At 59.7% G+C, this 25,496-nt stretch carries 26 protein-coding genes; 12 read left to right on the top strand and 14 right to left on the bottom strand.

All coding sequences use genetic code 11. The annotated features are described in order from the left end of the window. The first annotated feature begins 39 nt into the window (after nt 1-39). From AC3WK5_RS24600 to hisC, 5 genes are all read left to right on the top strand, one after another. Nucleotides 40-291, top strand: coding sequence for a BolA family protein (locus AC3WK5_RS24600; protein ID WP_019691904.1), 252 nt, complete (start codon nt 40-42; stop codon nt 289-291). Nucleotides 292-313: 22 nt separating this feature from the next. Beyond that, on the top strand, nt 314-1,579 hold the full coding sequence (gene murA, locus AC3WK5_RS24595) for a UDP-N-acetylglucosamine 1-carboxyvinyltransferase (protein WP_054593984.1): 1,266 nt from the start codon (nt 314-316) through the stop codon (nt 1,577-1,579). A gap of 125 nt (nt 1,580-1,704) precedes the next feature. Next, the gene (hisG, locus tag AC3WK5_RS24590) at nt 1,705-2,340 is read left to right on the top strand and encodes an ATP phosphoribosyltransferase (protein ID WP_095144983.1); all 636 of its coding nucleotides are present in this window, start codon (nt 1,705-1,707) and stop codon (nt 2,338-2,340) included. Nucleotides 2,341-2,464: 124 nt separating this feature from the next. Then, a complete protein-coding gene (gene hisD, locus AC3WK5_RS24585) occupies nt 2,465-3,790 on the top strand; it encodes a histidinol dehydrogenase (protein ID WP_054593983.1) in 1,326 nt (441 codons plus the stop codon). A gap of 2 nt (nt 3,791-3,792) precedes the next feature. Continuing rightward, on the top strand, nt 3,793-4,845 hold the full coding sequence (hisC, locus tag AC3WK5_RS24580; protein WP_103315761.1) for a histidinol-phosphate transaminase: 1,053 nt from the start codon (nt 3,793-3,795) through the stop codon (nt 4,843-4,845). A 132-nt stretch (nt 4,846-4,977) separates the two neighbouring features. Here the strand turns inward: hisC and AC3WK5_RS24575 are convergent, their stop codons facing one another. From AC3WK5_RS24575 to algW, 3 genes are all read right to left on the bottom strand, one after another. Continuing rightward, nucleotides 4,978-5,706, bottom strand: coding sequence for a DUF4198 domain-containing protein (locus AC3WK5_RS24575; protein ID WP_103315760.1), 729 nt, complete (start codon nt 5,704-5,706; stop codon nt 4,978-4,980). 12 nt (nt 5,707-5,718) lie between these two features. After that, on the bottom strand, nt 5,719-7,824 hold the full coding sequence (locus AC3WK5_RS24570; protein WP_103315759.1) for a TonB-dependent siderophore receptor: 2,106 nt from the start codon (nt 7,822-7,824) through the stop codon (nt 5,719-5,721). 141 nt (nt 7,825-7,965) lie between these two features. Beyond that, nucleotides 7,966-9,120: a Do family serine endopeptidase AlgW gene (gene algW, locus AC3WK5_RS24565; RefSeq protein ID WP_054593979.1), complete on the bottom strand. Its 1,155-nt coding sequence runs from the start codon at nt 9,118-9,120 to the stop codon at nt 7,966-7,968. A 102-nt stretch (nt 9,121-9,222) separates the two neighbouring features. Between algW and AC3WK5_RS24560 the strand changes: the two genes are divergently transcribed. The 3 genes from AC3WK5_RS24560 (at nt 9,223) to cysN (ending at nt 12,975) form a co-directional block, all read left to right on the top strand. After that, on the top strand, nt 9,223-9,981 hold the full coding sequence (locus AC3WK5_RS24560) for a Nif3-like dinuclear metal center hexameric protein (protein ID WP_054593978.1): 759 nt from the start codon (nt 9,223-9,225) through the stop codon (nt 9,979-9,981). 168 nt (nt 9,982-10,149) lie between these two features. Beyond that, a complete protein-coding gene (gene cysD, locus AC3WK5_RS24555) occupies nt 10,150-11,067 on the top strand; it encodes a sulfate adenylyltransferase subunit CysD (RefSeq protein ID WP_019691910.1) in 918 nt (305 codons plus the stop codon). Between the two features lie 9 nt (nt 11,068-11,076). After that, the gene (cysN, locus tag AC3WK5_RS24550) at nt 11,077-12,975 is read left to right on the top strand and encodes a sulfate adenylyltransferase subunit CysN (protein WP_054593977.1); all 1,899 of its coding nucleotides are present in this window, start codon (nt 11,077-11,079) and stop codon (nt 12,973-12,975) included. A gap of 177 nt (nt 12,976-13,152) precedes the next feature. Here cysN and yihG read toward each other — a convergent pair whose 3' ends face one another. The 3 genes from yihG to AC3WK5_RS24535 all read right to left on the bottom strand — a co-directional run bounded on the left by yihG (nt 13,153) and on the right by AC3WK5_RS24535 (nt 16,561). Next, a complete protein-coding gene (gene yihG / locus AC3WK5_RS24545; protein WP_103315758.1) occupies nt 13,153-14,061 on the bottom strand; it encodes a 1-acylglycerol-3-phosphate O-acyltransferase, YihG family in 909 nt (302 codons plus the stop codon). After that, nucleotides 14,062-16,161 (bottom strand): phosphate acetyltransferase, encoded by a 2,100-nt coding sequence (gene pta, locus AC3WK5_RS24540; protein ID WP_103315757.1) that lies wholly within the window; start codon nt 16,159-16,161, stop codon nt 14,062-14,064. Nucleotides 16,162-16,222: 61 nt separating this feature from the next. Next, nucleotides 16,223-16,561 (bottom strand): DUF3565 domain-containing protein, encoded by a 339-nt coding sequence (locus AC3WK5_RS24535; protein ID WP_103315802.1) that lies wholly within the window; start codon nt 16,559-16,561, stop codon nt 16,223-16,225. Here AC3WK5_RS24535 and AC3WK5_RS24530 point away from each other — a divergent pair. The 3 genes from AC3WK5_RS24530 (at nt 16,530) to AC3WK5_RS24520 (ending at nt 18,914) form a co-directional block, all read left to right on the top strand. Beyond that, nucleotides 16,530-17,015, top strand: a complete 486-nt coding sequence (locus AC3WK5_RS24530) for an FKBP-type peptidyl-prolyl cis-trans isomerase (RefSeq protein WP_103315756.1) — start codon at nt 16,530-16,532, stop codon at nt 17,013-17,015. The genes AC3WK5_RS24535 and AC3WK5_RS24530 overlap by 32 nt on opposite strands. Before the next feature lie 124 nt (nt 17,016-17,139). Continuing rightward, a complete protein-coding gene (locus tag AC3WK5_RS24525) occupies nt 17,140-17,622 on the top strand; it encodes a glutathione peroxidase (protein ID WP_103315755.1) in 483 nt (160 codons plus the stop codon). Between the two features lie 188 nt (nt 17,623-17,810). Beyond that, complete coding sequence (locus AC3WK5_RS24520) at nt 17,811-18,914, top strand: NADH:flavin oxidoreductase (protein ID WP_103315754.1); 1,104 nt, start codon at nt 17,811-17,813, stop codon at nt 18,912-18,914. Here AC3WK5_RS24520 and AC3WK5_RS24515 read toward each other — a convergent pair. Both AC3WK5_RS24515 and cysZ read right to left on the bottom strand, forming a co-directional pair. Then, on the bottom strand, nt 18,883-20,118 hold the full coding sequence (locus AC3WK5_RS24515) for a glycosyltransferase family 4 protein (protein ID WP_371919123.1): 1,236 nt from the start codon (nt 20,116-20,118) through the stop codon (nt 18,883-18,885). The two genes, AC3WK5_RS24520 and AC3WK5_RS24515, sit on opposite strands and share 32 nt — an antisense overlap. Before the next feature lie 40 nt (nt 20,119-20,158). Further along, nucleotides 20,159-20,914 (bottom strand): sulfate transporter CysZ, encoded by a 756-nt coding sequence (gene cysZ / locus AC3WK5_RS24510; RefSeq protein ID WP_103315753.1) that lies wholly within the window; start codon nt 20,912-20,914, stop codon nt 20,159-20,161. Between the two features lie 315 nt (nt 20,915-21,229). Here cysZ and trxB point away from each other — a divergent pair, with 315 nt between their 5' ends. Further along, nucleotides 21,230-22,192 (top strand): thioredoxin-disulfide reductase, encoded by a 963-nt coding sequence (trxB, locus tag AC3WK5_RS24505; protein ID WP_103315752.1) that lies wholly within the window; start codon nt 21,230-21,232, stop codon nt 22,190-22,192. 164 nt (nt 22,193-22,356) lie between these two features. On the opposite strand, the gene AC3WK5_RS24500 is transcribed toward trxB, so the two are convergent. The 6 genes from AC3WK5_RS24500 to AC3WK5_RS24475 all read right to left on the bottom strand — a co-directional run bounded on the left by AC3WK5_RS24500 (nt 22,357) and on the right by AC3WK5_RS24475 (nt 25,375). Continuing rightward, on the bottom strand, nt 22,357-22,695 hold the full coding sequence (locus AC3WK5_RS24500; protein ID WP_103315751.1) for a HopJ type III effector protein: 339 nt from the start codon (nt 22,693-22,695) through the stop codon (nt 22,357-22,359). Continuing rightward, the gene (locus AC3WK5_RS24495) at nt 22,688-22,984 is read right to left on the bottom strand and encodes a DUF1244 domain-containing protein (RefSeq protein WP_054593959.1); all 297 of its coding nucleotides are present in this window, start codon (nt 22,982-22,984) and stop codon (nt 22,688-22,690) included. Before AC3WK5_RS24495 ends, AC3WK5_RS24500 begins: the two co-directional genes overlap by 8 nt. Before the next feature lie 68 nt (nt 22,985-23,052). After that, entirely contained in the window at nt 23,053-23,424 is a 372-nt protein-coding gene (gene folX / locus AC3WK5_RS24490) for a dihydroneopterin triphosphate 2'-epimerase (protein WP_054593958.1), read from the bottom strand. Nucleotides 23,425-23,426: 2 nt separating this feature from the next. Further along, nucleotides 23,427-23,987 (bottom strand): GTP cyclohydrolase I FolE, encoded by a 561-nt coding sequence (gene folE, locus AC3WK5_RS24485; protein ID WP_054593957.1) that lies wholly within the window; start codon nt 23,985-23,987, stop codon nt 23,427-23,429. A gap of 23 nt (nt 23,988-24,010) precedes the next feature. Then, nucleotides 24,011-24,721 (bottom strand): dihydromonapterin reductase, encoded by a 711-nt coding sequence (gene folM, locus AC3WK5_RS24480; protein ID WP_054593956.1) that lies wholly within the window; start codon nt 24,719-24,721, stop codon nt 24,011-24,013. Between the two features lie 84 nt (nt 24,722-24,805). Continuing rightward, nucleotides 24,806-25,375 (bottom strand): antibiotic biosynthesis monooxygenase, encoded by a 570-nt coding sequence (locus AC3WK5_RS24475; protein WP_054593955.1) that lies wholly within the window; start codon nt 25,373-25,375, stop codon nt 24,806-24,808. Nucleotides 25,376-25,496 lie beyond the last annotated feature (121 nt).

Genomic DNA, 25,496 nt, shown 5'->3' with positions numbered 1-25,496 from the left:
GTCCGACCCGCGCGCACAGGGCGCCGATTGAGGTTGAGCATGCAGGCCAACGAAGTGAAGAGCTTTCTTGAAGGAAAGCTGTCCGAAACTCTTTTATCAGTACAGGTAGAAGTTGAGGGCGAAGGCTGCAACTTTCAGCTGAACGTGATTAGCGATGAACTGGCGGCATTGAGCCCGGTCAAGCGTCAGCAGCAGATCTATGCCCATTTGAACCCATGGATCACCGATGGCAGCATCCATGCGGTCACTATGAAATTTTTCAGCAGCGCGGCCTGGGCCGAGCGCACCTGAGCCCAAGGGCGTCGAGATTCTTATGGATAAACTGATTATTACCGGCGGTGTTCGTCTTGATGGCGAAATCCGCATTTCCGGGGCAAAGAACTCTGCCCTGCCGATTCTGGCTGCAACGCTGCTGTGCGATGGCCCGGTTACCGTCGCCAACCTGCCGCACCTGCACGACATCACCACCATGATCGAGCTGTTCGGTCGCATGGGCATTGAGCCGGTGATCGACGAGAAACTCAGCGTCGAAATCGACCCGCGGACCATCAAGACCCTGATCGCTCCGTACGAACTGGTTAAAACCATGCGTGCGTCGATTCTGGTTCTGGGCCCGATGGTTGCGCGTTTCGGTGAAGCTGAAGTCGCACTGCCTGGCGGATGCGCCATCGGTTCGCGTCCGGTCGACCTGCACATCCGTGGCCTTGAAGCCATGGGTGCAGTCATTGACGTGGAAGGCGGCTACATCAAGGCCAAGGCGCCAGAAGGCGGCCTGCGCGGTGCACATTTCTTCTTCGATACCGTCAGTGTGACCGGTACCGAGAACATCATGATGGCAGCCGCCCTGGCCAAGGGCCGCAGCGTTCTGGCTAACGCCGCTCGTGAGCCTGAAGTCGTCGACCTGGCGAACTTCCTGAACGCCATGGGCGCGAAGGTTTCCGGTGCTGGCACCGACACCATCACCATCGACGGCGTCGAACGTCTGCACACGACCACTTACAAAGTGATGCCGGACCGTATCGAAACCGGTACTTACCTGGTGGCAGCTGCCGTGACTGGCGGCCGCGTGAAGGTCAAGGACACCGATCCGACTATCCTTGAAGCCGTTCTGGAAAAACTCAAGGAAGCGGGCGCCGAAATCACTACCGGCGAAGACTGGATCGAGCTGAACATGCACGGCAAGCGGCCGAAAGCCGTCAACGTGCGTACCGCTCCGTACCCGGCGTTCCCGACCGACATGCAAGCGCAGTTCATCTCCCTCAACGCGATTGCCGAAGGCACTGGCGCTGTGATCGAGACGATCTTCGAAAACCGCTTCATGCACGTCTACGAGCTGCACCGCATGGGCGCTCACATCCAGGTCGAAGGTAATACCGCGATCGTCACCGGCATCGAAAAGCTCAAGGGCGCGCCAGTCATGGCCACCGACCTGCGGGCTTCGGCCAGCCTGGTGATTTCGGCGCTGATCGCCGAAGGCGACACGCTGATCGATCGCATCTACCACATCGACCGTGGTTACGAGTGCATCGAAGAGAAACTGCAGATGCTCGGCGCGAAAATCCGCCGCGTACCGGGCTAGTTTCTGCTTCATGGGCGCAGGGACGTGCCCGTTGATTTGTTAAGATCGAGCCCGTTACGGCTCGATGTGTGTCCGGCGCCATTTGCGACCGGGCATGAGTACCTTGATAAGGACTGACGTTTCCCATGTTGACCATCGCACTGTCCAAGGGCCGCATCCTTGACGACACCCTGCCGCTTCTGGCTGAAGCGGGCATCGTGCCGACCGAGAATCCGGACAAGAGCCGCAAGCTGATCATCCCCACGACCCAGGCCGATGTGCGCTTGCTGATCGTGCGCGCCACCGATGTGCCGACCTACGTCGAGCATGGTGCTGCTGACCTGGGCGTCGCCGGTAAAGATGTGCTGATGGAATACGGCGGCCAGGGCCTGTACGAGCCACTGGACCTGCAAATTGCCCAGTGCAAGCTGATGACCGCGGGTAAAGTCGGCGCAATCGAGCCCAAGGGCCGTCTGCGCATCGCCACCAAGTTCGTTAACGTCGCCAAGCGTTATTACGCAGAGCAGGGTCGTCAGGTCGACATCATCAAGCTATATGGCTCGATGGAGTTGGCACCGCTGATCGGTCTGGCGGACAAGATCATCGACGTGGTCGATACCGGCAACACGCTGCGGGCCAACGGCCTGGAGCCACAGGATTTCATTGCTGCCATCAGCTCCCGGCTGATCGTCAACAAAGCTTCGATGAAAATGCAGCACGCCCGTATCCAGGCGTTGATCGACACCCTGCGCAAGGCAGTGGAGTCTCGACACCGCGGCTGATTCACCTGCGCGACGTTGAGTCGCGCCCGTCTATCCGCCTCATAGCCAGAATTCTCAGGTGCCCAAGCGGATCGAATGGTAGCTTCGGGCGCCTGAGTTTTTGCCAACCTATGAGGCTCTCGCTATGACCGCACCGACTGCAATTCGCCGACTCAACGCTGCTGACCCGGATTTCGCGCATCATCTGGATCATCTGCTGAGCTGGGAAAGTGTGTCTGACGACTCGGTCAATCAGCGGGTGCTGGACATCATCAAGGCTGTGCGTGAACGCGGCGACGCGGCGCTGGTTGAATTCACCCAGAAGTTCGACGGTCTGCAAGTGGCGTCGATGGCCGACCTGATCCTGCCGCGCGAGCGCCTGGAACTGGCACTGACCCGGATCACCGTGCCTCAGCGCGAAGCGCTGGAAAAAGCCGCGGCGCGGGTGCGCAGCTACCACGAAAAACAGAAGCAGGACTCCTGGAGCTACACCGAAGCCGACGGCACGGTGCTGGGCCAGAAAGTCACGCCGCTGGATCGCGCCGGTCTGTACGTCCCGGGCGGCAAGGCGTCTTACCCGTCTTCGGTGTTGATGAATGCGATTCCGGCCAAGGTGGCCGGTGTGACCGAGGTGGTCATGGTCGTACCGACGCCACGCGGTGAAGTCAACGAGCTGGTGTTGGCGGCGGCGTGCATCGCGGGCGTCGACCGGGTGTTCACCATCGGTGGCGCGCAAGCGGTTGCCGCGCTGGCCTATGGCACCGAAAGCGTGCCGAAGGTCGACAAGGTCGTCGGCCCGGGCAACATCTATGTCGCCACCGCCAAGCGCCACGTGTTCGGCCAGGTCGGTATCGACATGATTGCCGGCCCTTCGGAAATCCTTGTGGTGTGCGACGGCCAGACCGATCCGGACTGGATCGCCATGGACCTGTTCTCCCAGGCCGAGCACGACGAAGACGCCCAGGCGATTCTGGTCAGCCCCGACGCCGGGTTCCTCGACCAGGTGGCGGCAAGCATCGCCAAACTGCTGCCGACCATGGAGCGCGCCGAAATCATCAACACCTCGATCAATGGCCGTGGTGCGCTGATTCAGGTTCGCGACATGCAGCAAGCCATCGACGTGGCCAACCGCATTGCGCCGGAACACCTGGAACTGTCGGTGGCCGATCCGCAAGCCTGGTTGCCGCAGATCCGCCACGCCGGCGCAATCTTCATGGGCCGCCACACGTCCGAGGCTTTGGGCGATTACTGCGCCGGTCCCAACCACGTGCTGCCGACTTCCGGCACCGCGCGTTTCTCCTCGCCGCTGGGTGTGTATGACTTCCAGAAACGTTCGTCGATTATCTTCTGCTCCGAGCAGGGTGCCTCCGAACTGGGCAAGACCGCTTCCGTGCTGGCCCGTGGCGAGTCGCTGACCGCTCACGCCCGCAGCGCCGAATACCGCATCGTTGACGACAAGCAGGGGAACTGAGCATGAGCAAATTCTGGAGTCCATTCGTCAAGGATCTGGTGCCATACGTACCGGGCGAGCAGCCGAAACTGGCGAAGCTGGTCAAGCTCAACACCAATGAAAACCCTTACGGCCCATCGCCTAAAGCACTGGCGGCGATGCAAACCGAACTGAATGACAACCTGCGTCTGTACCCGGACCCCAACAGCGACCTGCTCAAGCAGGCAGTGGCTGAGTATTACGGTGTACAGGGCAATCAGGTGTTCCTCGGCAATGGTTCCGATGAAGTCCTGGCGCACATCTTTCACGGTTTGCTGCAACACGATAAACCGCTGCTGTTCCCGGACATCAGCTACAGCTTTTATCCGGTGTATTGCGGCTTGTACGGCATTCCATTCGACGCGGTACCGCTGGACGAGCAGTTCCAGATTCGTGTTGCGGATTATGCCAAGCCGAACGGCGGGATCATTTTCCCCAACCCGAACGCCCCGACCGGTTGCCTGTTGGCGCTGGACGCCGTCGAGAAAATTCTCAAGGCCAGCCCTGATTCGGTGGTGGTGGTCGACGAAGCCTATGTCGATTTCGGCGGTGAAACCGCAATCAGCCTGGTCGACCGTTACCCGAACCTGCTGGTGACTCAGACCCTCTCCAAGTCGCGTTCGCTGGCCGGTTTGCGCGTGGGCCTGGCGGTGGGGCATCCGGACCTGATCGAGGCGCTGGAGCGGATCAAGAACAGCTTCAACTCCTATCCCCTGGATCGCCTGGCGATTGTCGGTGCGGCGGCGGCGTTTGCCGATCGCGAGCACTTCGACAAGACCTGTCAGTTGGTGATCGAGAGTCGCGAGTGGGTGGTCAAGCACATGCAGGAGAAGGGCTTTGAGGTGTTGCCGTCGGCGGCGAACTTCATCTTCGCCCGTCACCCGCAGCATGACGCGGCAGGCCTGGCAGCGAAGTTGCGCGAGCAAGGCGTGATCGTCCGGCACTTCAAGCAGGAACGGATTGCCCAGTTCCTGCGCATCACCATCGGTACGCCAGAGCAGAACCAGGCGTTGATCGACGGCCTCGGCGATCTCTGAACTGCTGGTCATCCTGTGGGAGCGTGGCTTGCCCGCGAAGAACGATAACGCGGTGAGCTTGTTGGACCGCGGTGTTCCCATCGCGGACAAGCCACGCTCCCACAGGGTTTGGTGTTGTCTGATAGTGGCGGTTTACTCGTGATGCGGTTCACCGAGGAACGTCAACGAACTGAACACCCCTCGCGACGCCACATCCAGATTGTCCTTCAACGGGATTTCCACCTGCGCGGCAATCACATTCAATCCTTCATTGCGCACCAGCACCTGCGCCCGGCCTTCAGCATCGGTTTCCGTACTCAAGGTGTTCGGCGCATTGCGATAGTCGCCAATCAACTTGATCCCCGCCGCCGGTTTGCCATCGAGCAGCACCCGCACCGGCAATGATTTGCCCGGGCCGACGGTCAGCGGATCAACTTCCGGCAAAATCAGCAGTTTGATCTGATCAAGTGCAGGTAGCTTCGCTCCTGGCTGATAAATCGCCAGGCTGTACTTGAACGTCTGGGTCGACTCGATGGCGCCCGGCACTTTGCTGCGCCCCTGATTGATCCACTTTTTGTCGGCGGTCTGCGACCACATGCCATTGTCCAGCGCCACGGCCAGCACCGCTGGCGATTTGAGCGGTTGCAGGCGCGCGTGATCGGCCAGGCGTTCTACGGTAACCGGGATCATTTTGCCGCCGATGTCATAGGCCCAGGCGCCGCTGATTTTCTGCGCCTTGAAGGCGTTGTCTTCGGCGCCGTGGCCGTAGATGACTTCGATGTTGCCGCGACGTTGTTCGGTCCACAGGCCATGGGCCGAGACCTGGCCGGTAAACATCAGGCCGAGCAGCAGGCTGAGCGCTACGGGTTTGAGGTGTGGCATGGTGACTTCCTTTTACAGGTTGAGTGTCAGGCTGACGGTGAAATTGCGCGGCTCGCCGGGGTTGACCCAGTAGTTGCTGTAGGAGCGCTCGAAGTATTTCTCGTCGAAAAGGTTGTTCAGGTTCAGCCCCAACGTGACGTTTTCACTGGCCTTGTAATGGGCCAACAGGTCGACGGTGTGGTAGGCCGGCAGTTCGAAGTCGCTGCCGGCTTCGCCCGATCGATCGCCGACATAGGTGTAGGCCGCGCCGACATCCGAGCCACGCAGCAGACCTTCCTGAAATTCATAAACGCCCAGCAAACTGCCGCTGTGCCTGGCCACGCCGAGAATCCGGCTGCCGGTCGCAATGGCTTTGTCGCCTTGGGTAACCTCGGCGTCGATGTACGCAAACGCACCAATCACTCGCACAGCGTCAGTGAGTTGCCCGCTCACTTGCAGATCGAAACCCTGGCTGCGGGCCTTGCCCATGGCGCGGTTACTATCGCTGGCGGGGTCGAGGGCGAGGACGTTTTCTTTTTCGATATGAAAGGCGGCGAGGGTGCTGCTCAGGCGCTCATCGAACAGCTCGCTCTTGATCCCGATCTCGTAGCCAACGCCTTCTTCCGGATCGAAGGATTTGCCTGTGGCATCCAGGCCGTTGTTGGGTTTGAACGAGGTCGAGGCGTTGGCGAACAGTCCATGCTGTGGCGTCAGTTGATAGAGCAGGCCGGCGCGTTGGGTCAGAGCGTCGTGGTTCTGTCGGCTGCGGTTGTTCAGTGTGTGATCGTCGATGGTTTGCTCGAAGTGTTCGAAGCGTGCCCCGAGCATGCCGCGCAGGCGGTCGGTGAACACGATCTGGTCCTGAAGGTTCAGTGCCTGACTTTCGACCTGCTCGAAAAAGTCCGGGCCCGAGCGCTTGTCATCGGGTTTGGGCTGACCGTAAACCGGGTCGTAGATATCGATCGCGTAAGGGCCGCCAGCGATAGTGGTGACCCGCTCGTTCTTGCGGAAGTTTTCGTACTCGCTGCCAATCAGCAGTTCGTGTTGCCAGCTGCCAATGTCGAACAAACCGCGTAGTTCGAGCTGGGTGATGCTGTCGTGCCAACGGTTGTCGCGCTCACGGTAACGGCGGTTGACCGTGTGTTGATCGGCGTTCAACGGGCGGGCTTCCGAGGCAAAGCCCCAGAGTTTGCCTTCTTTGTAATGGCTGGCCAGGCGCAGTTTCCAGGCGTCGTTGAGGTGGTGTTCGAGGGTCGCCTGCAACAGATTGTTGTAGTTGTCGATGTTGCCGTCGTCAGGTTCACCGAGGAAGGTCGAGCGCGAGACACCGCTCCAGCGGTTGTTCGGCGCGACGATGCCGCGGTCGAAGGTCGAGCTGTGCCGGACAATCTCGCTTTCCAGCAGCAGGCTGGTGTCCGGGTTGAGTTGCCAACTGAGCGACGGCGCAACGAACACCCGCTGGCTGTCGACGTGATCACGAAAACTGTGGTTGTCCTCGACCGCCAGATTGACCCGTGACAACACATTGCCTTGCGGGTCGAGCGGGGTGTTGACGTCCAGCGCGGTACGATAACGATCCCAACTGCCGGCGCTGGTCTGCAAGGTGCTGAAGGCTTCGGGTTGCGGCTTTTTGGTGACGATGTTCACCGTACCGCCAGGGTCGCCGCGCCCGTAAAGACTGGCGGCGGGGCCCTTGAGCACTTCGATGCGTTCGACGTTCGCGGCGTCCGGGGTGCTTGGGTAACCGCGGTTCGCGCTGAAGCCGTCCTTGTAGAACTCCGAGGTGGTGAAGCCGCGCACGCTGTACTCATACAGCGTCAGGCCGCCGAAGTTGTTCTGTTTCGATACGCCACCGGCAAACTCCAGAGCGCGCTCGACATTGTGGCTGCCCAGGTCCTTGAGCACGCTGGCAGGAATCACGCTGATGGATTGCGGGATATCGCGGATTGCTGTGTCGGTTTTGGTCGCGCTGGACGACCGCGTGGCGCGATAGCCGTTCACCGGGCCGGTGGCAGACTCGTAATCGGAGGTGACACTGATGGTGTCCAGTTCAAGCGGTTGTGGGTCTTCGGCGAACACCGGATCCCCGAGCAGGCCCAGGGCCAGGCCTGCCAGAGGAGCAAATTTACGAGACGGCATGAGATCGTTCCAATAGCGATATTGAAACAATATAACATGCCTAATGAGAATGTATGCTTTTAGGGCTCGTCTGCATCAGCAGAGGTATTGGGTGTTGCCGAAGGCGTTAAAAGATCACAGCCTCCGGCAACTCCTATGGGCTTACTCTTCTTCTTTGACCGGGGCGGGTGGCGGACGCAAGCCGATTTCCGCAGTCAGCTTGAGCTCCTTGCCGTTGCGCATGACCTGAACGGTGACCTTGTCAGTCGGTTTGATCCGCGCCACCTGGTTCATTGAACGGCGGCCATCGCCGGCTGGTTCGCCGTCAATGCTGAGGATCACATCGCCCAATTGCAGACCGGCCTTTTGTGCCGGGCCATCGCGGAAAATCCCCGCGACGACAATCCCCGGACGCCCGGACAAGCCATACGATTCCGCCAATTCCTGACTCAAGGGCTGTACTTCAATCCCCAACCAGCCGCGAATCACCTGACCGTGTTCGATGATCGACTTCATCACTTCCATCGCCAGCTTGATCGGGATCGCGAAACCAATGCCTTGCGAGCCGCCGGACTTGGAGAAAATCGCGGTGTTGATCCCGGTGAGGTTGCCGTTGGCGTCGACCAGCGCACCGCCGGAGTTGCCTGGGTTGATCGCGGCGTCGGTCTGGATGAAGTCTTCGTAGTTGTTCAGGCCCAACTGGTTGCGCCCGGTGGCGCTGATGATGCCCATGGTCACGGTCTGGCCGACGCCAAACGGGTTGCCGATGGCCAGCGCGACATCGCCGACGCGGATGTTTTCCGAGCGGCCGACGGTGATCGACGGCAGGTTCTTCAAATCGATTTTCAGTACCGCGAGGTCGGTTTCCGGGTCGCTGCCGATCACGCGAGCCAGGGTTTCACGACCATCCTTGAGCGCGACGACGATTTGGTCGGCGCCGGTGGTCACGTGGTTATTGGTCAGCAAATAACCTTCAGGGCTCATGATCACCCCGGAACCGAGGCTCGACTCCATGCGCTTCTGCTTGGGCGCGTTGTCGCCGAAGAACCGCCGGAACTGCGGGTCTTCAAACAACGGATGGCTGGTTTTGTTGACCACTTTGGTGGTGTAGAGGTTGACCACTGCCGGTGCGGCAATGACCACGGCATCGGCGTAAGACACCGGCCCCTGTTGGGTCTGAGTGGTTTGTGGGGCTTGTTGCAGGTTCACATCCAGACTTGGCAGTCCGACCCATTGCGGGTAACGCTGGATGATCAACAACGCGATAAGCACGCCGGCCAGCAGCGGCCAGCCAAAAAAACGCAGACCCTTGAACATTGAACAAATCCTGGGAGGTTACGGAGGGCCGCCTGTGGCCCATAATGTCGCGCATTATACGAGGCCGCGCGCGCCTCTGAACGGGATATTTAGGAGTCTTTTATGGCCGTCGCCCTGAGCACCCTGGTAGAAGAAGCGGATCGTTACCTTGCCAGTTCGCGGATTGCCGACTATTGCCCCAATGGCTTGCAAGTCGAAGGTCGGCCGCAGGTCACGCGTATCGTCAGCGGTGTCACGGCCAGCCAGGCGTTGCTCGATGCAGCGGTCGAAGCCAAGGCCGATCTGGTGCTGGTACACCACGGCTACTTCTGGAAAGGTGAAAACCCCTGCATCACCGGTATGAAGCAGCGTAGGCTCAAAACCCTGCTCAAGCACGATATCAGCCTCCTGGCTTATCACTTGCCGCTGGATTTGCACCCGGAAGTGGGCAACAACGTGCAATTGGCTCGCCAACTGGACATTACCGTCGAAGGCCCGCTGGACCCGGAAAACCTCAAAGTGGTCGGGTTGGTCGGCTCGTTGGCCGAACCTATGACCGCGCGCGACTTTGCCCGTCATGTGCAAGAGGTCATGGGCCGCGAGCCGTTGCTGATCGAGGGCAGCAAAATGGTCCGGCGCGTCGGCTGGTGCACGGGCGGTGGCCAGGGCTATATCGATCAGGCGGTGCAGGCCGGTGTCGACCTGTACCTGAGCGGTGAAGCGTCCGAGCAAACCTTCCACAGCGCCCGGGAAAACGACATCAGCTTCATCGCCGCCGGTCATCACGCCACCGAACGCTTCGGCGTACAGGCGCTGGGGGATTATCTGGCTCGACGGTTTGCCCTTGAACACATTTTCATCGATTGCCCGAATCCGATTTGATAACCGAAAATCAACGATGGGAGCGGGCCTGCGGCGCCCGAACGAGCAGGTATATTCATATGCTCTTTCGATCTAGTCGGCGTCCTGATTAGAAGAGGTCGCTGTGCTAGCATTCGCCGCTCGAACACGGCCCGCTGGCCGTTCATAAGAAAGCTTTCGTGAGTAGCCATGGTCGACAAACTGACGCATCTGAAACAGCTGGAGGCGGAAAGCATCCACATCATCCGCGAGGTGGCCGCCGAGTTCGACAACCCGGTGATGCTGTACTCCATCGGTAAAGACTCCGCCGTGATGCTGCATCTGGCACGCAAGGCGTTCTTCCCGGGCAAGCTGCCGTTTCCGGTGATGCACGTCGACACCCAATGGAAATTTCAGGAGATGTACAGCTTCCGCGACAAGATGGTCGCAGAGCTGGGCCTTGACCTGATCACCTACGTCAACCCGGAAGGCGTGGCTCAAGGGATCAACCCCTTCACCCACGGCAGTGCCAAGCACACCGACATCATGAAGACCGAAGGCCTGAAACAGGCTTTGGACAAGTACGGCTTCGACGCAGCCTTCGGTGGTGCGCGCCGCGATGAAGAGAAGTCCCGCGCCAAGGAGCGCGTGTACTCGTTCCGCGACAGCAAGCACCGCTGGGACCCGAAAAACCAGCGCCCGGAGCTGTGGAACGTCTACAACGGCAAGGTCAACAAAGGCGAATCGATCCGCGTATTCCCGTTGTCGAACTGGACCGAGCTGGACATCTGGCAGTACATCTACCTTGAAGGCATCCCGATCGTCCCGCTGTACTTCGCCGCCGAACGCGAGGTCATCGAGAAGAACGGCACGCTGATCATGATCGACGACGAGCGCATCCTCGAGCACCTGAGCGACGAAGACAAAGCCCGCATCGTCAAAAAGAAAGTGCGTTTCCGTACCCTTGGCTGCTACCCGTTGACGGGCGCGGTGGAGTCCGAGGCCGAAAGCCTCACGGACATCATTCAGGAAATGCTCCTGACGCGAACTTCCGAGCGCCAGGGCCGAGTCATCGATCACGATGGCGCCGGCTCGATGGAAGACAAAAAACGTCAAGGTTATTTCTAAGGGGCTGTCATGTCGCATCAATCTGATTTGATCAGCGAGGACATCCTCGCCTACCTGGGCCAGCACGAACGTAAAGAGCTGCTGCGCTTTCTGACCTGCGGTAACGTCGACGACGGCAAGAGCACCCTGATCGGGCGCCTGCTGCACGACTCCAAGATGATCTACGAGGATCATCTGGAAGCCATTACCCGCGACTCGAAAAAAGTCGGCACCACCGGTGACGACATCGACCTGGCGTTGCTGGTCGACGGCCTGCAGGCCGAGCGCGAGCAAGGCATCACCATCGATGTTGCGTACCGCTATTTCTCCACCGCCAAGCGCAAATTCATCATTGCCGACACCCCTGGCCATGAGCAGTACACCCGCAACATGGCCACCGGTGCATCCACCTGTGACCTGGCGATCATCCTGGTCGACGCCCGTTATGGCGTGCAAACCCAGACCCGTCGCCACAGCTTTATCGCCTCGTTGCTGGGCATCAAGCACATCGTTGTCGCCATCAACAAGATGGACCTCAAGGACTTCGATCAGGGCGTGTTCGAGTCGATCAAGGCCGATTACCTGAAGTTCGCTGAAGGCTTGAAAATGAAGCCTACCAGCATGCACTTCGTGCCGATGTCGGCGCTGAAGGGCGATAACGTGGTGAACAAATCCGAGCGCTCGCCGTGGTACACCGGCCAGTCGCTGATGGAGATCCTTGAGACCGTGGAAGTCGCGGGCGACCGTAACTTCACCGACCTGCGTTTCCCGGTGCAATACGTCAACCGGCCGAACCTGAACTTCCGCGGTTTCGCCGGCACCCTGGCCAGCGGCATCGTCAAGAAGGGCGACGAAGTCGTGGTGCTGCCGTCGGGCAAAAGCAGCCGCGTGAAATCCATCGTCACTTTCGAAGGTGAGCTGGAACACGCAGGTCCGGGTCAGGCCGTAACGCTGACCATGGAAGACGAAATCGACATCTCCCGCGGCGACTTGCTGGTGCATGCCGACAACGTGCCGCCGGTCACCGACAGCTTCGAAGCGATGCTGGTGTGGATGGCTGAAGAGCCGATGCTACCGGGCAAGAAATACGACATCAAGCGCGCCACCAGTTACGTGCCGGGCTCGATCGCCAGCATCGTCAACAAGGTCGACGTGAACACTCTGGAAGAAGGCCCGGCCAGTGCCTTGCAGCTGAACGAGATCGGTAAGGTCAAGATCAGCCTCGACGCGCCGATTGCCCTCGACGGTTATGAAAGCAACCGCACCACCGGTTCGTTCATCATCATCGACCGCTTGACCAACGGCACCGTCGGCGCCGGCATGATCGTCGCCCAGCCTTTGGCGCATGGCAGCTCCACGCACCATGGAAAATTGGCCCATGTAGCCACCGAAGAGCGTGCCCAGCGCTTCGGCCAGCAACCGGCTACCGTGCTGTTCAGCGGCCTCTCGGGCGCGGGCAAAAGCACTTTGGCCTATGCAGTTGAACGCAAGCTGTTCGACATGGGCCGTGCGGTGTTTGTGCTCGATGGGCAGAACCTGCGTCACGACCTGAACAAAGGTCTGCCACAGGATCGCGCCGGGCGTACCGAGAACTGGCGTCGTGCGGCTCACGTCGCACGTCAGTTCAACGAAGCCGGTTTGCTGACCCTGGCGGCGTTTGTCGCACCGGACGCCGAAGGCCGTGCACAGGCCAAGGCGCTGATTGGCGATGACCGCTTGCTGACCGTTTACGTGCAGGCGTCACCGATGGTCTGCGCCGCACGCGATCCGCAAGGGTTGTATGCTGCCGGTGGCGACAACATCCCGGGCGATTCCTTCCCGTATGACGTGCCGCTGGACGCCGACCTTGTGGTCGACACCCAGACGCTGTCGCTGGAAGAAAGCGTCAAGCAAGTGCTGGACCTGCTGCGTAAACGCGGCGCGATCTAAGCGTTAGCTGCTAATAAAAAGCCCGCAGATGAGCAATCATCTGCGGGCTTTTTTGTGTCCTTGAGATCGCCATCGCGTGCAAGCCTTGCTCCTACAGATGGCGTCGTACCAACATGGCGTGATCAACTCAAATCTGTAGGAGCAAGGCTTGCCCGCGATGAGGTCCTTCCAGACACCTCAAGATTTCGCGGGATACTCGCGATGCATCTGCTCAAGCAGCGCATCCTTGTCTTCCCACAACTGGTTGATCCAGCCCTGGAACTCCAGGCGGTAAACACCATCCTGGTCGTAGTTCTTGCCGATGAACTGCGGCGGGATCTTCAGTTCCTGAAAGTGCACCACCACGTCTTTCACGTTGCCACACAGCAGGTCCCAATAACCGGGGCGCCCGGCCGGGTAGTGAATGGTCACGTTGACGATGGCTTCCAGTTGCTCACCCATGGCGTCCAGCACAAACGCGATACCGCCCGCCTTGGGCTTGAGCAGGTAGCGGAACGGCGATTGCTGCTGCGCATGCTTGCCTTCGGTGAAGCGCGTGCCTTCGACGAAGTTGAAAATCCCCACCGGGTTATGGCGGAACTTGTCGCAGGTCTTGCGAGTGGTTTCCAGGTCTTTGCCTTTCTTCTCCGGGTGCTTTTCCAGATAGGCCTTGGAGTAACGCTTCATGAACGGGAAGCCCAGCGCCCACCAGGCCAAGCCGATCACCGGCACCCAGATCAGCTCTTGCTTGAGGAAGAACTTCAGCGGGCGAATCCGGCGATTGAGCACGTACTGCAACACCATAATGTCGACCCAGCTCTGGTGGTTGCTGGTGATCAGGTACGAGTGCTGATAGTCCAGGCCTTCGAGCCCGCTGAGCGTCCAGCGCGTGTGCCCGAGCAAGTCCATCCAGGCCTTGTTGTTGCTGATCCAGGCTTCATGGATGTGGCTCATCAGCCAGTCGGTGAAGCGCTGTGCGGTCGGGAAGGGCAGCAACAATTTGAAGATTGCCACGACAAACAGCGGTGTGCAGCAGACGATCGTGTTCAGCGCCAACAACAGCGAGGCGATCACGCCTCGCAAGGGTGCAGGTAGAGAATCCAGCATTTAAATATCCATAGGTCGGTTGGCGGCTTGAATCGCAGTCAGGGCAATGGTGTAGACGATGTCGTCGACCTGAGCGCCGCGCGGCAAGTCATTTACCGGTTTGCGCAGGCCTTGCAGCATCGGTCCGAGGCTGACGCAGTCGGCGCTGCGTTGCACGGCTTTGTGAGTGGTATTGCCGGTGTTCAGGTCGGGGAAAATGAACACGGTTGCCCGACCGGCTACCTGACTGTTCGGCGCCAGTTGCCGGGCCACGTCTTCGTTGGCCGCGGCGTCGTACTGCAACGGCCCGTCGATCAGCAGCGCGTTCTGCGCTTCGTGGGCGAGCAAAGTGGCTTCGCGGACTTTCTCGACTTCTTCGCCGCTGGCCGATTCGCCGCTGGAGTAGCTGAGCATCGCCACCCGTGGCGTGATCCCGAAGGCGGCGGCAGAGTCGGCGCTTTGCAGGGCGATCTCGGCCAGTTCACTGGCGCTCGGGTGCGGGTTCATGATGCAGTCGCCGTAGACCAGCACTTCCTCCGGGAACAGCATGAAAAACACCGACGACACCAACGTGCAGCCGGGTGCGGTCTTGATCAGTTGCAATGCCGGGCGAATGGTATTGGCGGTGGAGTGGATGACCCCGGACACCAGTCCGTCGACTTCATCCAGTGCGAGCATCATGGTGCCGATCACCACGGTGTCTTCCAGCTGTTGCTCGGCCATTGGCGCGTTGAGGCTTTTGGTCTTGCGCAACGCGACCATCGGCTCGACATAACGCTGACGGATCAGGTCCGGATCGAGAATCTCCAGGCCCTCAGGCAACTCGATACCCTGGGCGCGCGCGACTGCTTGCACGTCTTCGGGTTTGGCCAGCAACACGCAGCGAGCAATCCCGCGGGCCTGGCAGATCGCCGCCGCCTGTACCGTCAAAGGTTCGCTGCCTTCTGGCAGGACGATGCGCTTGTTGGCAGCCTGGGCGCGCTGGATCAGTTGATAGCGGAACACTGCTGGTGACAGGCGCATTTCACGCGGCGTGCCGCAGCGCTGGTGTAGCCAGTTGGCGTCGAGGTGGCTGGCGACGAAATCGGTGATGATCTCCGCACGCTCGCGGTCGTCGATCGGGATTTCCTTGTTCAAACCGTTCAATTGGTTGGCGGTTTCATAGGAGCCAGTGCTCACCGACAACACCGGTAGACCGGCCTGCAAGGCGCCTCGGCAGAGGTCCATGATCCGTGGGTCGGGCAGGGTGCCGCTGGTCAGCAGCAGCCCGGCCAGCGGCACGCCGTTGATCGCGGCGAGGCTGACGGCGAGGATGATGTCGTCGCGATCGCCGGGGGTTACCACCAGCACGCCGGGTTTGAGCAGTTCGACCGTGTTGCGCATGGTGCGGGCGCAAATGATGATCTTGCTCATGCGCCGGGTTTCATAGTCGCCGGCATTGAGCACCTGAGCGCCCATCAAGTCCGCGACGTCGCGGGTGCGCGGGGCGTTCAGTTCCGGCTGGAACGGAATGCAGCCAAGCAGCCGGAAGTCGCCGCTGCGCAGCAAGGGCGAGTGTTCCTTCAGGCGTGCGGCGAAAGCCTCCATGCTTTCATCGGTTTTGACCTTGTTGAGAATCACGCCGAGCACTTTCGGGTCTTTTGGACCGCCAAACAATTGCGCTTGCAACTCGACCCGGCCAGACAATTCGGTGAGCACTTCGTTTTCCGGTGCCGAGACCAGAATCACCTCGGCATCCAGGCTTTTCGCCAAGTGCAAGTTAACCCGCGCGGCGTAGCTGGCGCTGCGGGTCGGGACCATGCCTTCGACGACCAGCACGTCTTTGCCGATGGCGGCTTGCTGGTACAGGGTGATGATTTCTTCCAGCAGCTCATCCAGCTGACCGTCGCCGAGCATCCGCTCGACGTGAGCCAGGCCCAGCGGCTGCGGCGGTTTCAGGCCGTGGGTGCGGGCCACCAGTTCGGTGGAACGTTCAGGGCCGGTGTCGCCAGGGTGCGGCTGGGCAATCGGTTTGAAGAAACCGACTTTCAGTCCGGCTCGCTCAAGGGTACGCACCAGCCCGAGGCTGATGGAGGTCAGACCCACACCAAAATCGGTGGGCGCGATAAAAAAAGTTTGCATGCGGATTCTCTGGAGGTGCATGGCAAGGGTGAACGCCTATGACTGGCCTTCTACCGATATTTCAGACGTCAAGGTTATCGCTAACCGAGCCCTGAGCGCACCAACCGCAATCAAAGGGTTGGCCTATTTTTTCAATACGCTTGGCGGGATCCAGAACCCAGCTTCGTGATTGCCACGGTGGCTGGTGGCGCAGATGCTGGGTATGGCCGCAGGAAAGCTCTACAACCCAGTGTCCATCCTCGTCCTGATGGAAGCCCTGGATCGTCGACCCTGCCGAAGCAACCCGTCCGTCCGGGTTCTGTTCGCTTTCGGGCGTTTGCTTCGCTAAACTGGGTCTTTCTATATTCTTATGCAAAAGGTCTCGCCCCATGCTGATCGCCGCCAATAAGGCTGTCTCCATCGACTATACCCTGACCAACGACGCTGGTGAGGTCATCGACAGCTCCGCCGGCGGCGCACCGCTGGTGTACCTGCAAGGCGCAGGTAACATCATCCCGGGCCTGGAAAAAGCCCTGGAAGGTAAAGCAGTCGGTGACGAACTGAACGTCTCCGTAGAACCTGAAGATGCCTACGGCGAATACGCTGCCGAACTGGTCAGCACCCTGAGCCGCAGCATGTTCGAAGGCGTCGACGAACTGGAAGTGGGCATGCAGTTCCACGCTTCCGCGCCAGACGGCCAGATGCAAATCGTCACCATCCGTGATCTGGACGGCGACGACGTGACCGTTGACGGCAACCACCCGTTGGCCGGTCAGCGCTTGAACTTCAAGGTCAAGATCATCGACATCCGTGATGCCAGCCAGGAAGAAATCGCTCATGGTCACGTCCATGGCGAAGGTGGCCATCACCACTGATTTTCTGCGCTAAGCTTCGAGAACTGGAGAGGCGCCCGAGGGGCGCCTTTTTAGTCCGCGGCTGTCCTTGGCGATATCGCCAAGAGGCTGTTTCGAGAAGAACACGGGAAATTTGGAGTTCGTCATGAGTGCTTTTCACGACCTTACATTGAAGACTTTGGATGGCCAGGAGTTACCTCTGGCGCCCTTCAAAGGGCACGTCGTGCTGGTGGTCAACGTCGCCTCCAAGTGTGGTTTGACCCCGCAATACGCTGCTCTGGAAAACCTCTACCAGCAATACAAGGGCAAAGGTTTCAGTGTGCTGGGTTTGCCGTGCAACCAGTTTGCCGGGCAAGAGCCAGGCACTGAAAGCGAGATAAAAGAGTTCTGCAGCCTCAACTATGGCGTGACCTTTCCGCTGTCCAGCAAGCTGGAAGTCAACGGTCACGACCGTCATCAGCTGTACCGGCTGTTGGCGGGCGAGGGCGCGGAATTCCCGGGTGACATCACCTGGAACTTTGAAAAATTCCTTCTCGGCAAAGATGGTCGCGTGCTGGCGCGTTTCTCGCCACGTACTGCACCGGATGATCCGACGATCGTCCAGGCGATCGAAAAAGCCCTGGTCTGAACCTGTCTCCCGCAGGAGCACGGCTTGCCGGCGATAGTGATCTCAAGAACGCCATCGCCGGCAAGCCGTGCTCCTACAGACCTCTCCCTGTCTTTTGAACCTTAATCACCTAAATCAATAGTGCTATTCAAGGCTGGCAAGCCTCCATATTATCGCCGTCATAAAGTTATTTTCACGTGGAGCGTCCCATGCCCGTCAAAGCCTTGTTCAAACCGTTCAACCTCGGTGCCCTGGAGCTGCCGACCCGTGTGGTCATGGCGCCGATGACCCGTTCGTTCTCCCCAGGTGGCGTACCGAATTCGAAGGTCATCGAGTACTACCGCCGCCGTGCTGCGGCGGGTGTAGGCCTGATCATCACCGAGGGCACCACGGTTGGTCACAAGGCTTCCAACGGTTACCCGAACGTTCCGCACTTTTACGGCGAAGCGGCGTTGGCCGGCTGGAAAAAAGTTGTTGATGCTGTCCACGCCGAAGGCGGCAAGATAGTTCCGCAGTTGTGGCACGTCGGCAGCGTACGACGCATCGGCACCGAGCCGGATGCGAGCGTGCCGGGCTACGGGCCATCGGAAAAACTCAAGGACGGTCAGGTCGTGGTTCACGGCATGACCCAACAAGATATCCAGGACGTGATCGCGGCCTTCGCCCAGGCCGCAAAAGACGCGCAGAGCATTGGCATGGACGGCGTCGAGATCCACGGCGCCCACGGTTATCTGGTCGACCAGTTCTTCTGGGAGGGCAGCAACCAGCGCACCGACGAATACGGTGGCAGCCTGGCCAATCGTTCGCGCTTTGCCATTGAGCTGATCCAGGCCGTGCGTGCGGCGGTCGGTCCGGGCTACCCGATCATCTTCCGTTACTCGCAGTGGAAGCAGCAGGACTACACCGCACGTCTGGTGCAAACCCCGGAGGCGTTGGGCGAATTTCTCCAGCCGCTGTCCGATGCCGGCGTGGATATTTTCCACTGCTCTACGCGACGTTTCTGGGAGCCGGAGTTCGACGGCTCCGAGCTGAACCTGGCAGGCTGGACCCGCAAACTGACGGGCAAGCCGACGATCACCGTGGGCAGCGTGGGGCTGGACGGTGAGTTCCTGCAGTTCATGGTCAACACCGACAAAGTCGCGCAACCGGCCAGCCTGGAGAACCTGCTGGAACGTTTGAACAACCAAGAGTTCGACCTGGTGGCCGTGGGACGCGCCTTGCTGGTCGACCCGGACTGGGCGCAGAAAGTCCGCGAAGGTCGCGAGCAGGACATCCTGCCGTTCAGTCGTGAGGCGTTGATGACGCTGGTTTGATCGAATGGGGCATGGCCATCAAAGGCTGTGCCCCGATTTGCACCTCGCAAGCCCCGCGCAACTGTCCTTCAAATTGCTCGACGATTGCCCCCCAGCCCTGCCGACTGGCGTGCTGACGCGCGTTGAGTCGTATGCAGCGCAAGGTTTCTGCCTCTTCCAACAACCAACGGGCGGCATCGCAAAATGCCTCTTCGTCCCCCGGCATCGCCAACACACCGTTGTAACCATGGCGAATGTGTTGAGCTGCGGCCGCCTGATCGTAAGCCACCACGCCCAATCCAGAGGCCAGTGCTTCCAGCACCACATTGCCGAAGGTTTCGGTCAGGCTCGGAAACAGAAACAGATCCCCGGACGCGTAGTGACACGCCAAGGCTTCTGCGCGCTGCGAGCCACAGAAGATCGCGTCGGGCAGTGCCTTTTCCAGCAGCGCACGTTGTGGGCCATCGCCGATCACGATCAGCTTTATTCGTCGTTGTGGATAAGACGACTGCAAAGCCTGGTAGCAATGTTTGAGCAGGCCGAGGTTTTTTTCCTGAGCGAGCCGGCCGACGTGAATCAGTGCAATGTCGTCGTTCTCCAGCCCCCAGCTTTCACGCAGCGAACCCAGGCGTTTGGCCGGGTGGAACAGTTGACTGTCGACGCCACGGGACAGCAACGCCAGGCGCTCGAACTGCCGACGTTCCAGCTCCATTCGCTGGCTGGCGCTGGGCACCAGGGTCAACTTGGTGCGGTTATGGAACCAGCGCAGGTAATGTGTCAGTAACCGGGTCAACAGTCCCAGGCCGTACTGGTTGGAGTACTGCTGGAAGTTGGTGTGAAACCCGCTCACCACTGAAATACCCAGCCGCCGCGCCGCGCGCAAGGCCGACAACCCCAGTGGTCCTTCGGTAGCGATGTAGAGCACGTCCGGGCGATGACGCTGCCAGCGCCTGAGCAACTTGTGCATCGACGACTGACCCCATTGCAGCCCCGGATAACCCGGCAGCGGCCAGCCGCGGCAGAGCAGTAGTTCATCGTCGCTTAGGCGGGTCTGATCGCTGCCCTGGCGCGGTCGCACCAGTTCTACCAGGTGTCCGCGTGCGCGCAGACCTTCGCACAGGCGGCCAAGGGTATTGGCCACGCCATTGATTTCCGGAGGGAAGGTTTCGGTGATCAGAGTAATATGCAGAGCTGTCGTCATGGCCTCAGTGTCGACTGAGGCCATGTCGCCATTGTGTCAGGGCGATGATGGATTTGTGACGCAGTCAGGCAGGTTTGACCACCAGGTTTTCAGCGCCACGCTCGCGCACCCAAAACAACGTCGCACCAGCCACCGCTGCCGGCATCATCAGGATGTTGATTACCGGAATCAGCAGCGCCAGATAGACGATCCCGCCAAAACTCATGCTCTGCCAGCGTTTCTGGCGCAGCCAGGCGAGCATCTCGTTCCAGCCGAGTTTGTGGTTATCCGCCGGGTAGTCGATGTACTGGATTGCCATCATCCATACGCCAAACGCCAGCCATAGTGGGGCAGCGACCAGGTTGACCACCGGGATGAATGAAAGGATCAGCAACGCGAGGGCCCTGGGCAGGAAGTAGCCGAGTTTGCGCATTTCCCGGGCGAACGTGCGCGGGATCATCGCGATCAGTTCGCTCCAACTGAAGGTCGGGAAGTCATCAGTGCCACGCACCACCACTTCGACTTTCTCCGCGAGAAAACCGTTGAAGGGCGCGGCGATCACGTTGGCGAGCATGGTGAAGGTGAAAAACACCATCAGCGCCACCAGAACGACGAACAACGGCCAAAGTACATAGCTGAGAAAACTCAGCCAGCTCGGCAGTGAAGGCATCAGGGTGTCGACCCACAGGCTGAACTGATGGCCGGCGAAATAAATCAATCCGACGAACAGCACCAGGTTGATGACCAGCGGCAACAACACGAACAAACGCAGGCCGGGACTCAAGACCAGCTTCAGGCCTTCGCGCAGGTATTGCGGGCCGGACAGAACGGGGGCGGGCATAGTGGGCTCCGAGCAATGGGAAAACGCGCCGACCTTACCGGCTTTGCCACACAGGCGAAAGCGCGGTAATGACATCGACATTAACTGTAACAAAGGCGTCTTTAAATCAGCCTCCAGGGGATAGAGACCGCCTATGAGCTGGATTGTTATTCCGTATTTCCTTAATCTTCGCCTCCTCGATACGCTGCACCCACTATTTTTCAGGGCTGTCCAACTACGGCGCTTCCCCAAGTGCTTGCACAGTCCTTTTTTAATTCCAGCCGGTCATCCGGCGTTCCGCGCCAGGTAATACCGGCCGGTCGATAGGAGTGAGTCATGTCTGATGTACGTCATTCGCGAGTGATTATTCTTGGTTCCGGCCCTGCCGGTTACAGCGCTGCGGTCTATGCTGCCCGCGCCAACCTCAAGCCGTTGCTGATCACAGGCATGCAGGCTGGCGGTCAACTGACCACCACCACCGAAGTCGACAACTGGCCGGGCGACGTGCACGGCCTGACCGGCCCGGCACTGATGGACCGGATGAAAGAACACGCCGAGCGCTTCGAGACCGAAATCGTTTTCGACCACATCAACGCTGTCGACTTCGCCGCCAAGCCGTACACCCTGACGGGCGACAGCGCCACTTACACCTGCGACGCACTGATCATCGCGACCGGTGCCAGCGCTCGTTACCTGGGCCTGCCGTCGGAAGAAACCTTCATGGGCAAAGGCGTGTCGGCCTGCGCAACCTGCGATGGTTTCTTCTACCGCAACCGTGAAGTGGCCGTGGTCGGCGGCGGTAACACTGCTGTCGAAGAGGCGCTGTACCTGGCCAACATCGCCAGCAAAGTGACCCTGATTCACCGTCGCGAAACCTTCCGCGCCGAGAAAATCCTGATCGACAAGCTGCATGCACGAGTTGCCGAAGGCAAGATTGTCCTCAAGCTGAACTCGACTCTGGACGAAGTGCTGGGCGACAACATGGGCGTGACCGGCGCTCGTTTGAAGAACAACGACGGCAGCTTCGACGAGCTGAAAGTCGACGGCGTGTTCATCGCCATCGGCCACACCCCGAACACGTCGCTGTTCGAAGGCCAACTAACCTTGAAAGACGGTTATCTGGTGGTGCAGGGCGGTCGTGAAGGCAACGCAACGGCGACCAGCCTCGAAGGCATCTTTGCTGCCGGCGACGTGGCTGATCACGTTTACCGTCAGGCGATCACCTCGGCCGGCGCTGGTTGCATGGCGGCCCTGGACGCAGAGCGTTACCTGGACGACCTGCAGAACGCCAAGTTCTGAAATCGTTGAAATGAAAAAACCGGCCTCGGCCGGTTTTTTTGCACCCACTGCTTTTGTGGGAGCCGAGCTTGCTCGCGATAGCGATGTATCAGTCGACATCAGTTTTGAATGTGACGCAGCCATCGCGAGCAAGCTCCCACAGGGTGTTGCATCCAATCTGGAAATCAGCGACGGGTCAGTGGCTGCGCTGTGAACTTCACCCCAGCCAAACCCTGCGCCATCAATGCCCGGATGTTGCCATGGTCGCTGCCATCCGGCGTAGCAACCACCGAGCGGTAATGCTCACCAAACGCCAGCAGCGCTTCTTCATCGCTCAAGCCTTCCAGCAGCGCCAGGCCGAGGGTCTTGCACGAGCCTTCGTTCTGTCCGGCGGCGTTTTCCACGCCACCATTGTTGAAGGCTTGAGGCTGGTAATCATAGCCAGCGGCGATGAACGCCAGGGTATCGGCGAAGGCGTGTTCGCCGCTCTTGAGGCTGGCGCGCAGGGTGTTCAGATCAGTCATGGGTTTTTCCTTTGGCGAACGCCGCTTGCTGGTCAGCGCTGGCTTCTTGCTGGTATTGGGCTTTCCACTCGGCGTACGGCATGCCGTAAACCACTTCGCGGGCGTCATCGAGGCTGACCTCGATCTGGCGTTCGTCGGCGGCGGCCTTGTACCACTTGGACAGGCAGTTGCGGCAGAAACCCGAAAGGTTCATCAGGTCGATGTTCTGCACATCCTTGCGACTGTCCAGGTGCGCGACCAGTCGGCGGAAGGCAGCAGCTTCAAGTTCCAGGCGTTGTTGTTCGGTCATGATGGGCTCGGTGCTATCAAATCGTGGCGCGGATAATAAAAGCCTGGCGGTTTATGCGCCAGGCACGGTCAGCGACTCGCGGCGAGGGTAATCGAAACCGACTCGGCGAAACGCAGGGCGTGGGGTTTGTCGACTTCGACTTCGGCGTAAAGCACGCTTTGGTTGGCCATGATCAAATCGAGTATCTCCTGGGTCAGGCGTTCGAGCAGGGCGAACCGGTTGCCTTCCACATGGGCGATGATCGCCTTGGTAATGGTGCGGTAATTGAGCGCATGATCGATATCGTTGTCGCGCACGGCGTCTTGCGCGGCATAGAGGATGGTCAGGTTGATCAGCACATCCTGCTTGTTGAGGATTTCGTCCTCATTGATTCCGATGAAGGTCCGTAGACACAGGTCCTTGACCCGAATGCGGGCCATTCCTGGTTGAAGTTGTGGCATTGCTACTTGCTCCGTCCAATCAATTGCAGGAACTCCTGACGGGTGTTGCTCGACTCGCGGAAGGCGCCGAGCATCACCGAGGTGTTCATGGTCGAATTCTGTTTCTCGACGCCGCGCATCATCATGCACATGTGCTGGGCTTCGATCACTACCGCAACACCGGCGGCCTGGGTGACGCGCTGCACCGCCTCGGCGATTTCCCGGGTGAGGTTTTCCTGGATCTGCAAGCGCCGGGCGAACATGTCGACGATTCGCGCGATCTTCGACAGGCCCAACACCTTGCCGGTAGGAATATAAGCCACATGGGCCTTGCCGATGAAGGGCAGCAGGTGATGTTCGCAGAGCGAGTAGAGCTCGATGTCGTCGACGATCACCATTTCATCGTTGTCAGAGGCGAACAGCGCGCCATTGACGATCTCGTCGACGCTCTGCTCGTAACCATGACACAGGTACTGCATGGCCTTGGCCGCTCGGGCTGGAGTGTCCAGCAAACCTTCGCGTTCAGGGTCTTCGCCCAAGCCTATTAAGATTTCACGATAATTCTGGGGCAGCGATAGGGTCATGGAACATCCTCGCGGGGGGCGGCCTATTTGACGTGCCGTCCGCCGTTGACGGTCAGGGTCGTGCCGGTGACATAAGGGTTGTCCAGCAAGTAGCGCAGGCTCTGGTAGACAACCTCGCTGCCGGGTTCGATACCCAGCGCAGACTTTGCCAGGGCCTTGGCGCGGTACGCCGCGTCGTCATCGGGGTTAAACAGTAGCAGGGCTGGCGCGATACCGTTGACCTTGATTTTCGGGGCGAATTTCGCCGCGAAGGACAAGGTCAGGCTGTCGAGCCCGGCTTTGGTGGCGCAGTAGGCAATGTGCTTGCTGCTGCCCTTGCGCGTGACATCGTCGCTGATATGCACGATGTCGGCGGGGCTGGAGCGCTCCAGCAAGTCGGCACAATGCAGGTTGATCAGATAGGGCGCAAGCATGTGCACGCTGAACATCTGGGTGAACGCAGCCACTTCGGTGTCAGGGGTTTCGGCCAGCCAGGCAGAAGCGTTATGCACAATCGCCCGCAAGCTCTGGGTATGGGCTTTGAGTTGCGTGATAAACGCCAGGATTCCGGCCTCGCTGGAGAAGTCGGCAAACAGTGTAATCGCGCCTAGGTCGCGCAGTGTTTGCACGCCCGGGCGTTCGCTGCGGTAGCTGATGATCACGCGGTGACCTTCTTCCAGCAGCCGCTGCGCGCAGTGCAGGCCGACACGTTGGCTGGCGCCGGTAATGAGGATCGGAGCTGAGGAAGAGGTCATGGATGGCTCGCATCGCGGGTATGGCAAAACTATACCAGCGACGAGTGCTGCATACCTACGTCAAGCGCTACCCCTGTAGAAGGGCTAGCGATTCTGGGTGGACGGTGCCGTGGGCAATGGCCGACCCTGTGTGTTGTTCAACCAGCCGGCCAGCAGGTGGGTCGACAGCGGGATGAAGAAGTAGACCATCAAAGGCGTCAGGGCCAGGGTGCTGACGAACACTCGGGGCAGCAGGCTTATGTCGCCCAGCAGCGGGCCGAGTACAAAGTTGAACAGTAGCGAGACCGGGAAAAATGCCAGCCAGATCGCCACGGCCTGTTTCCAGCGAGGTGGACGTTGCCCGACTGCACCGAACCAACCGTCGATGCCGCTGACCCGATGCTCGGAAGGGTGGGCAAACAACTCGCTGCCACGTGCCAGCCACGCCGTGCGCGAGACGGAATGCTCCCACGCATGCAGGGTTTGCTCATCGGCGAAGCGGAAAATAATCTGGAATTCGTCATCGCCGGGCGGCGGTGCAAGCACGCCAGAGCCGAGATAACCAGGAAAATCAGTGGCCAGTTGTTCGCCTTCGCGCAACCAGGCGATCAGGTCCTGATAACGCCCGTTGGCAACGCGACGTGCAACCATCAGGGTGACGGGTGAGGTAGACATTGTGTATCTCCGTAGGACAAGCACGCGGTTCCGGGTAGGAGGCGTACAAAACGCAGCACCGGGGTAAAGGGCTGCGTTTAAAAGCAAGCAAGGATTATTCCCGATTTCACTCGATACTCCA

This window comes from Pseudomonas sp. FW306-02-D09B (genome assembly GCF_058782685.1).
The sequence above is the reverse complement of the archived record's forward strand: the minus strand, read 5'-3'. Positions and strand labels throughout refer to the sequence as shown.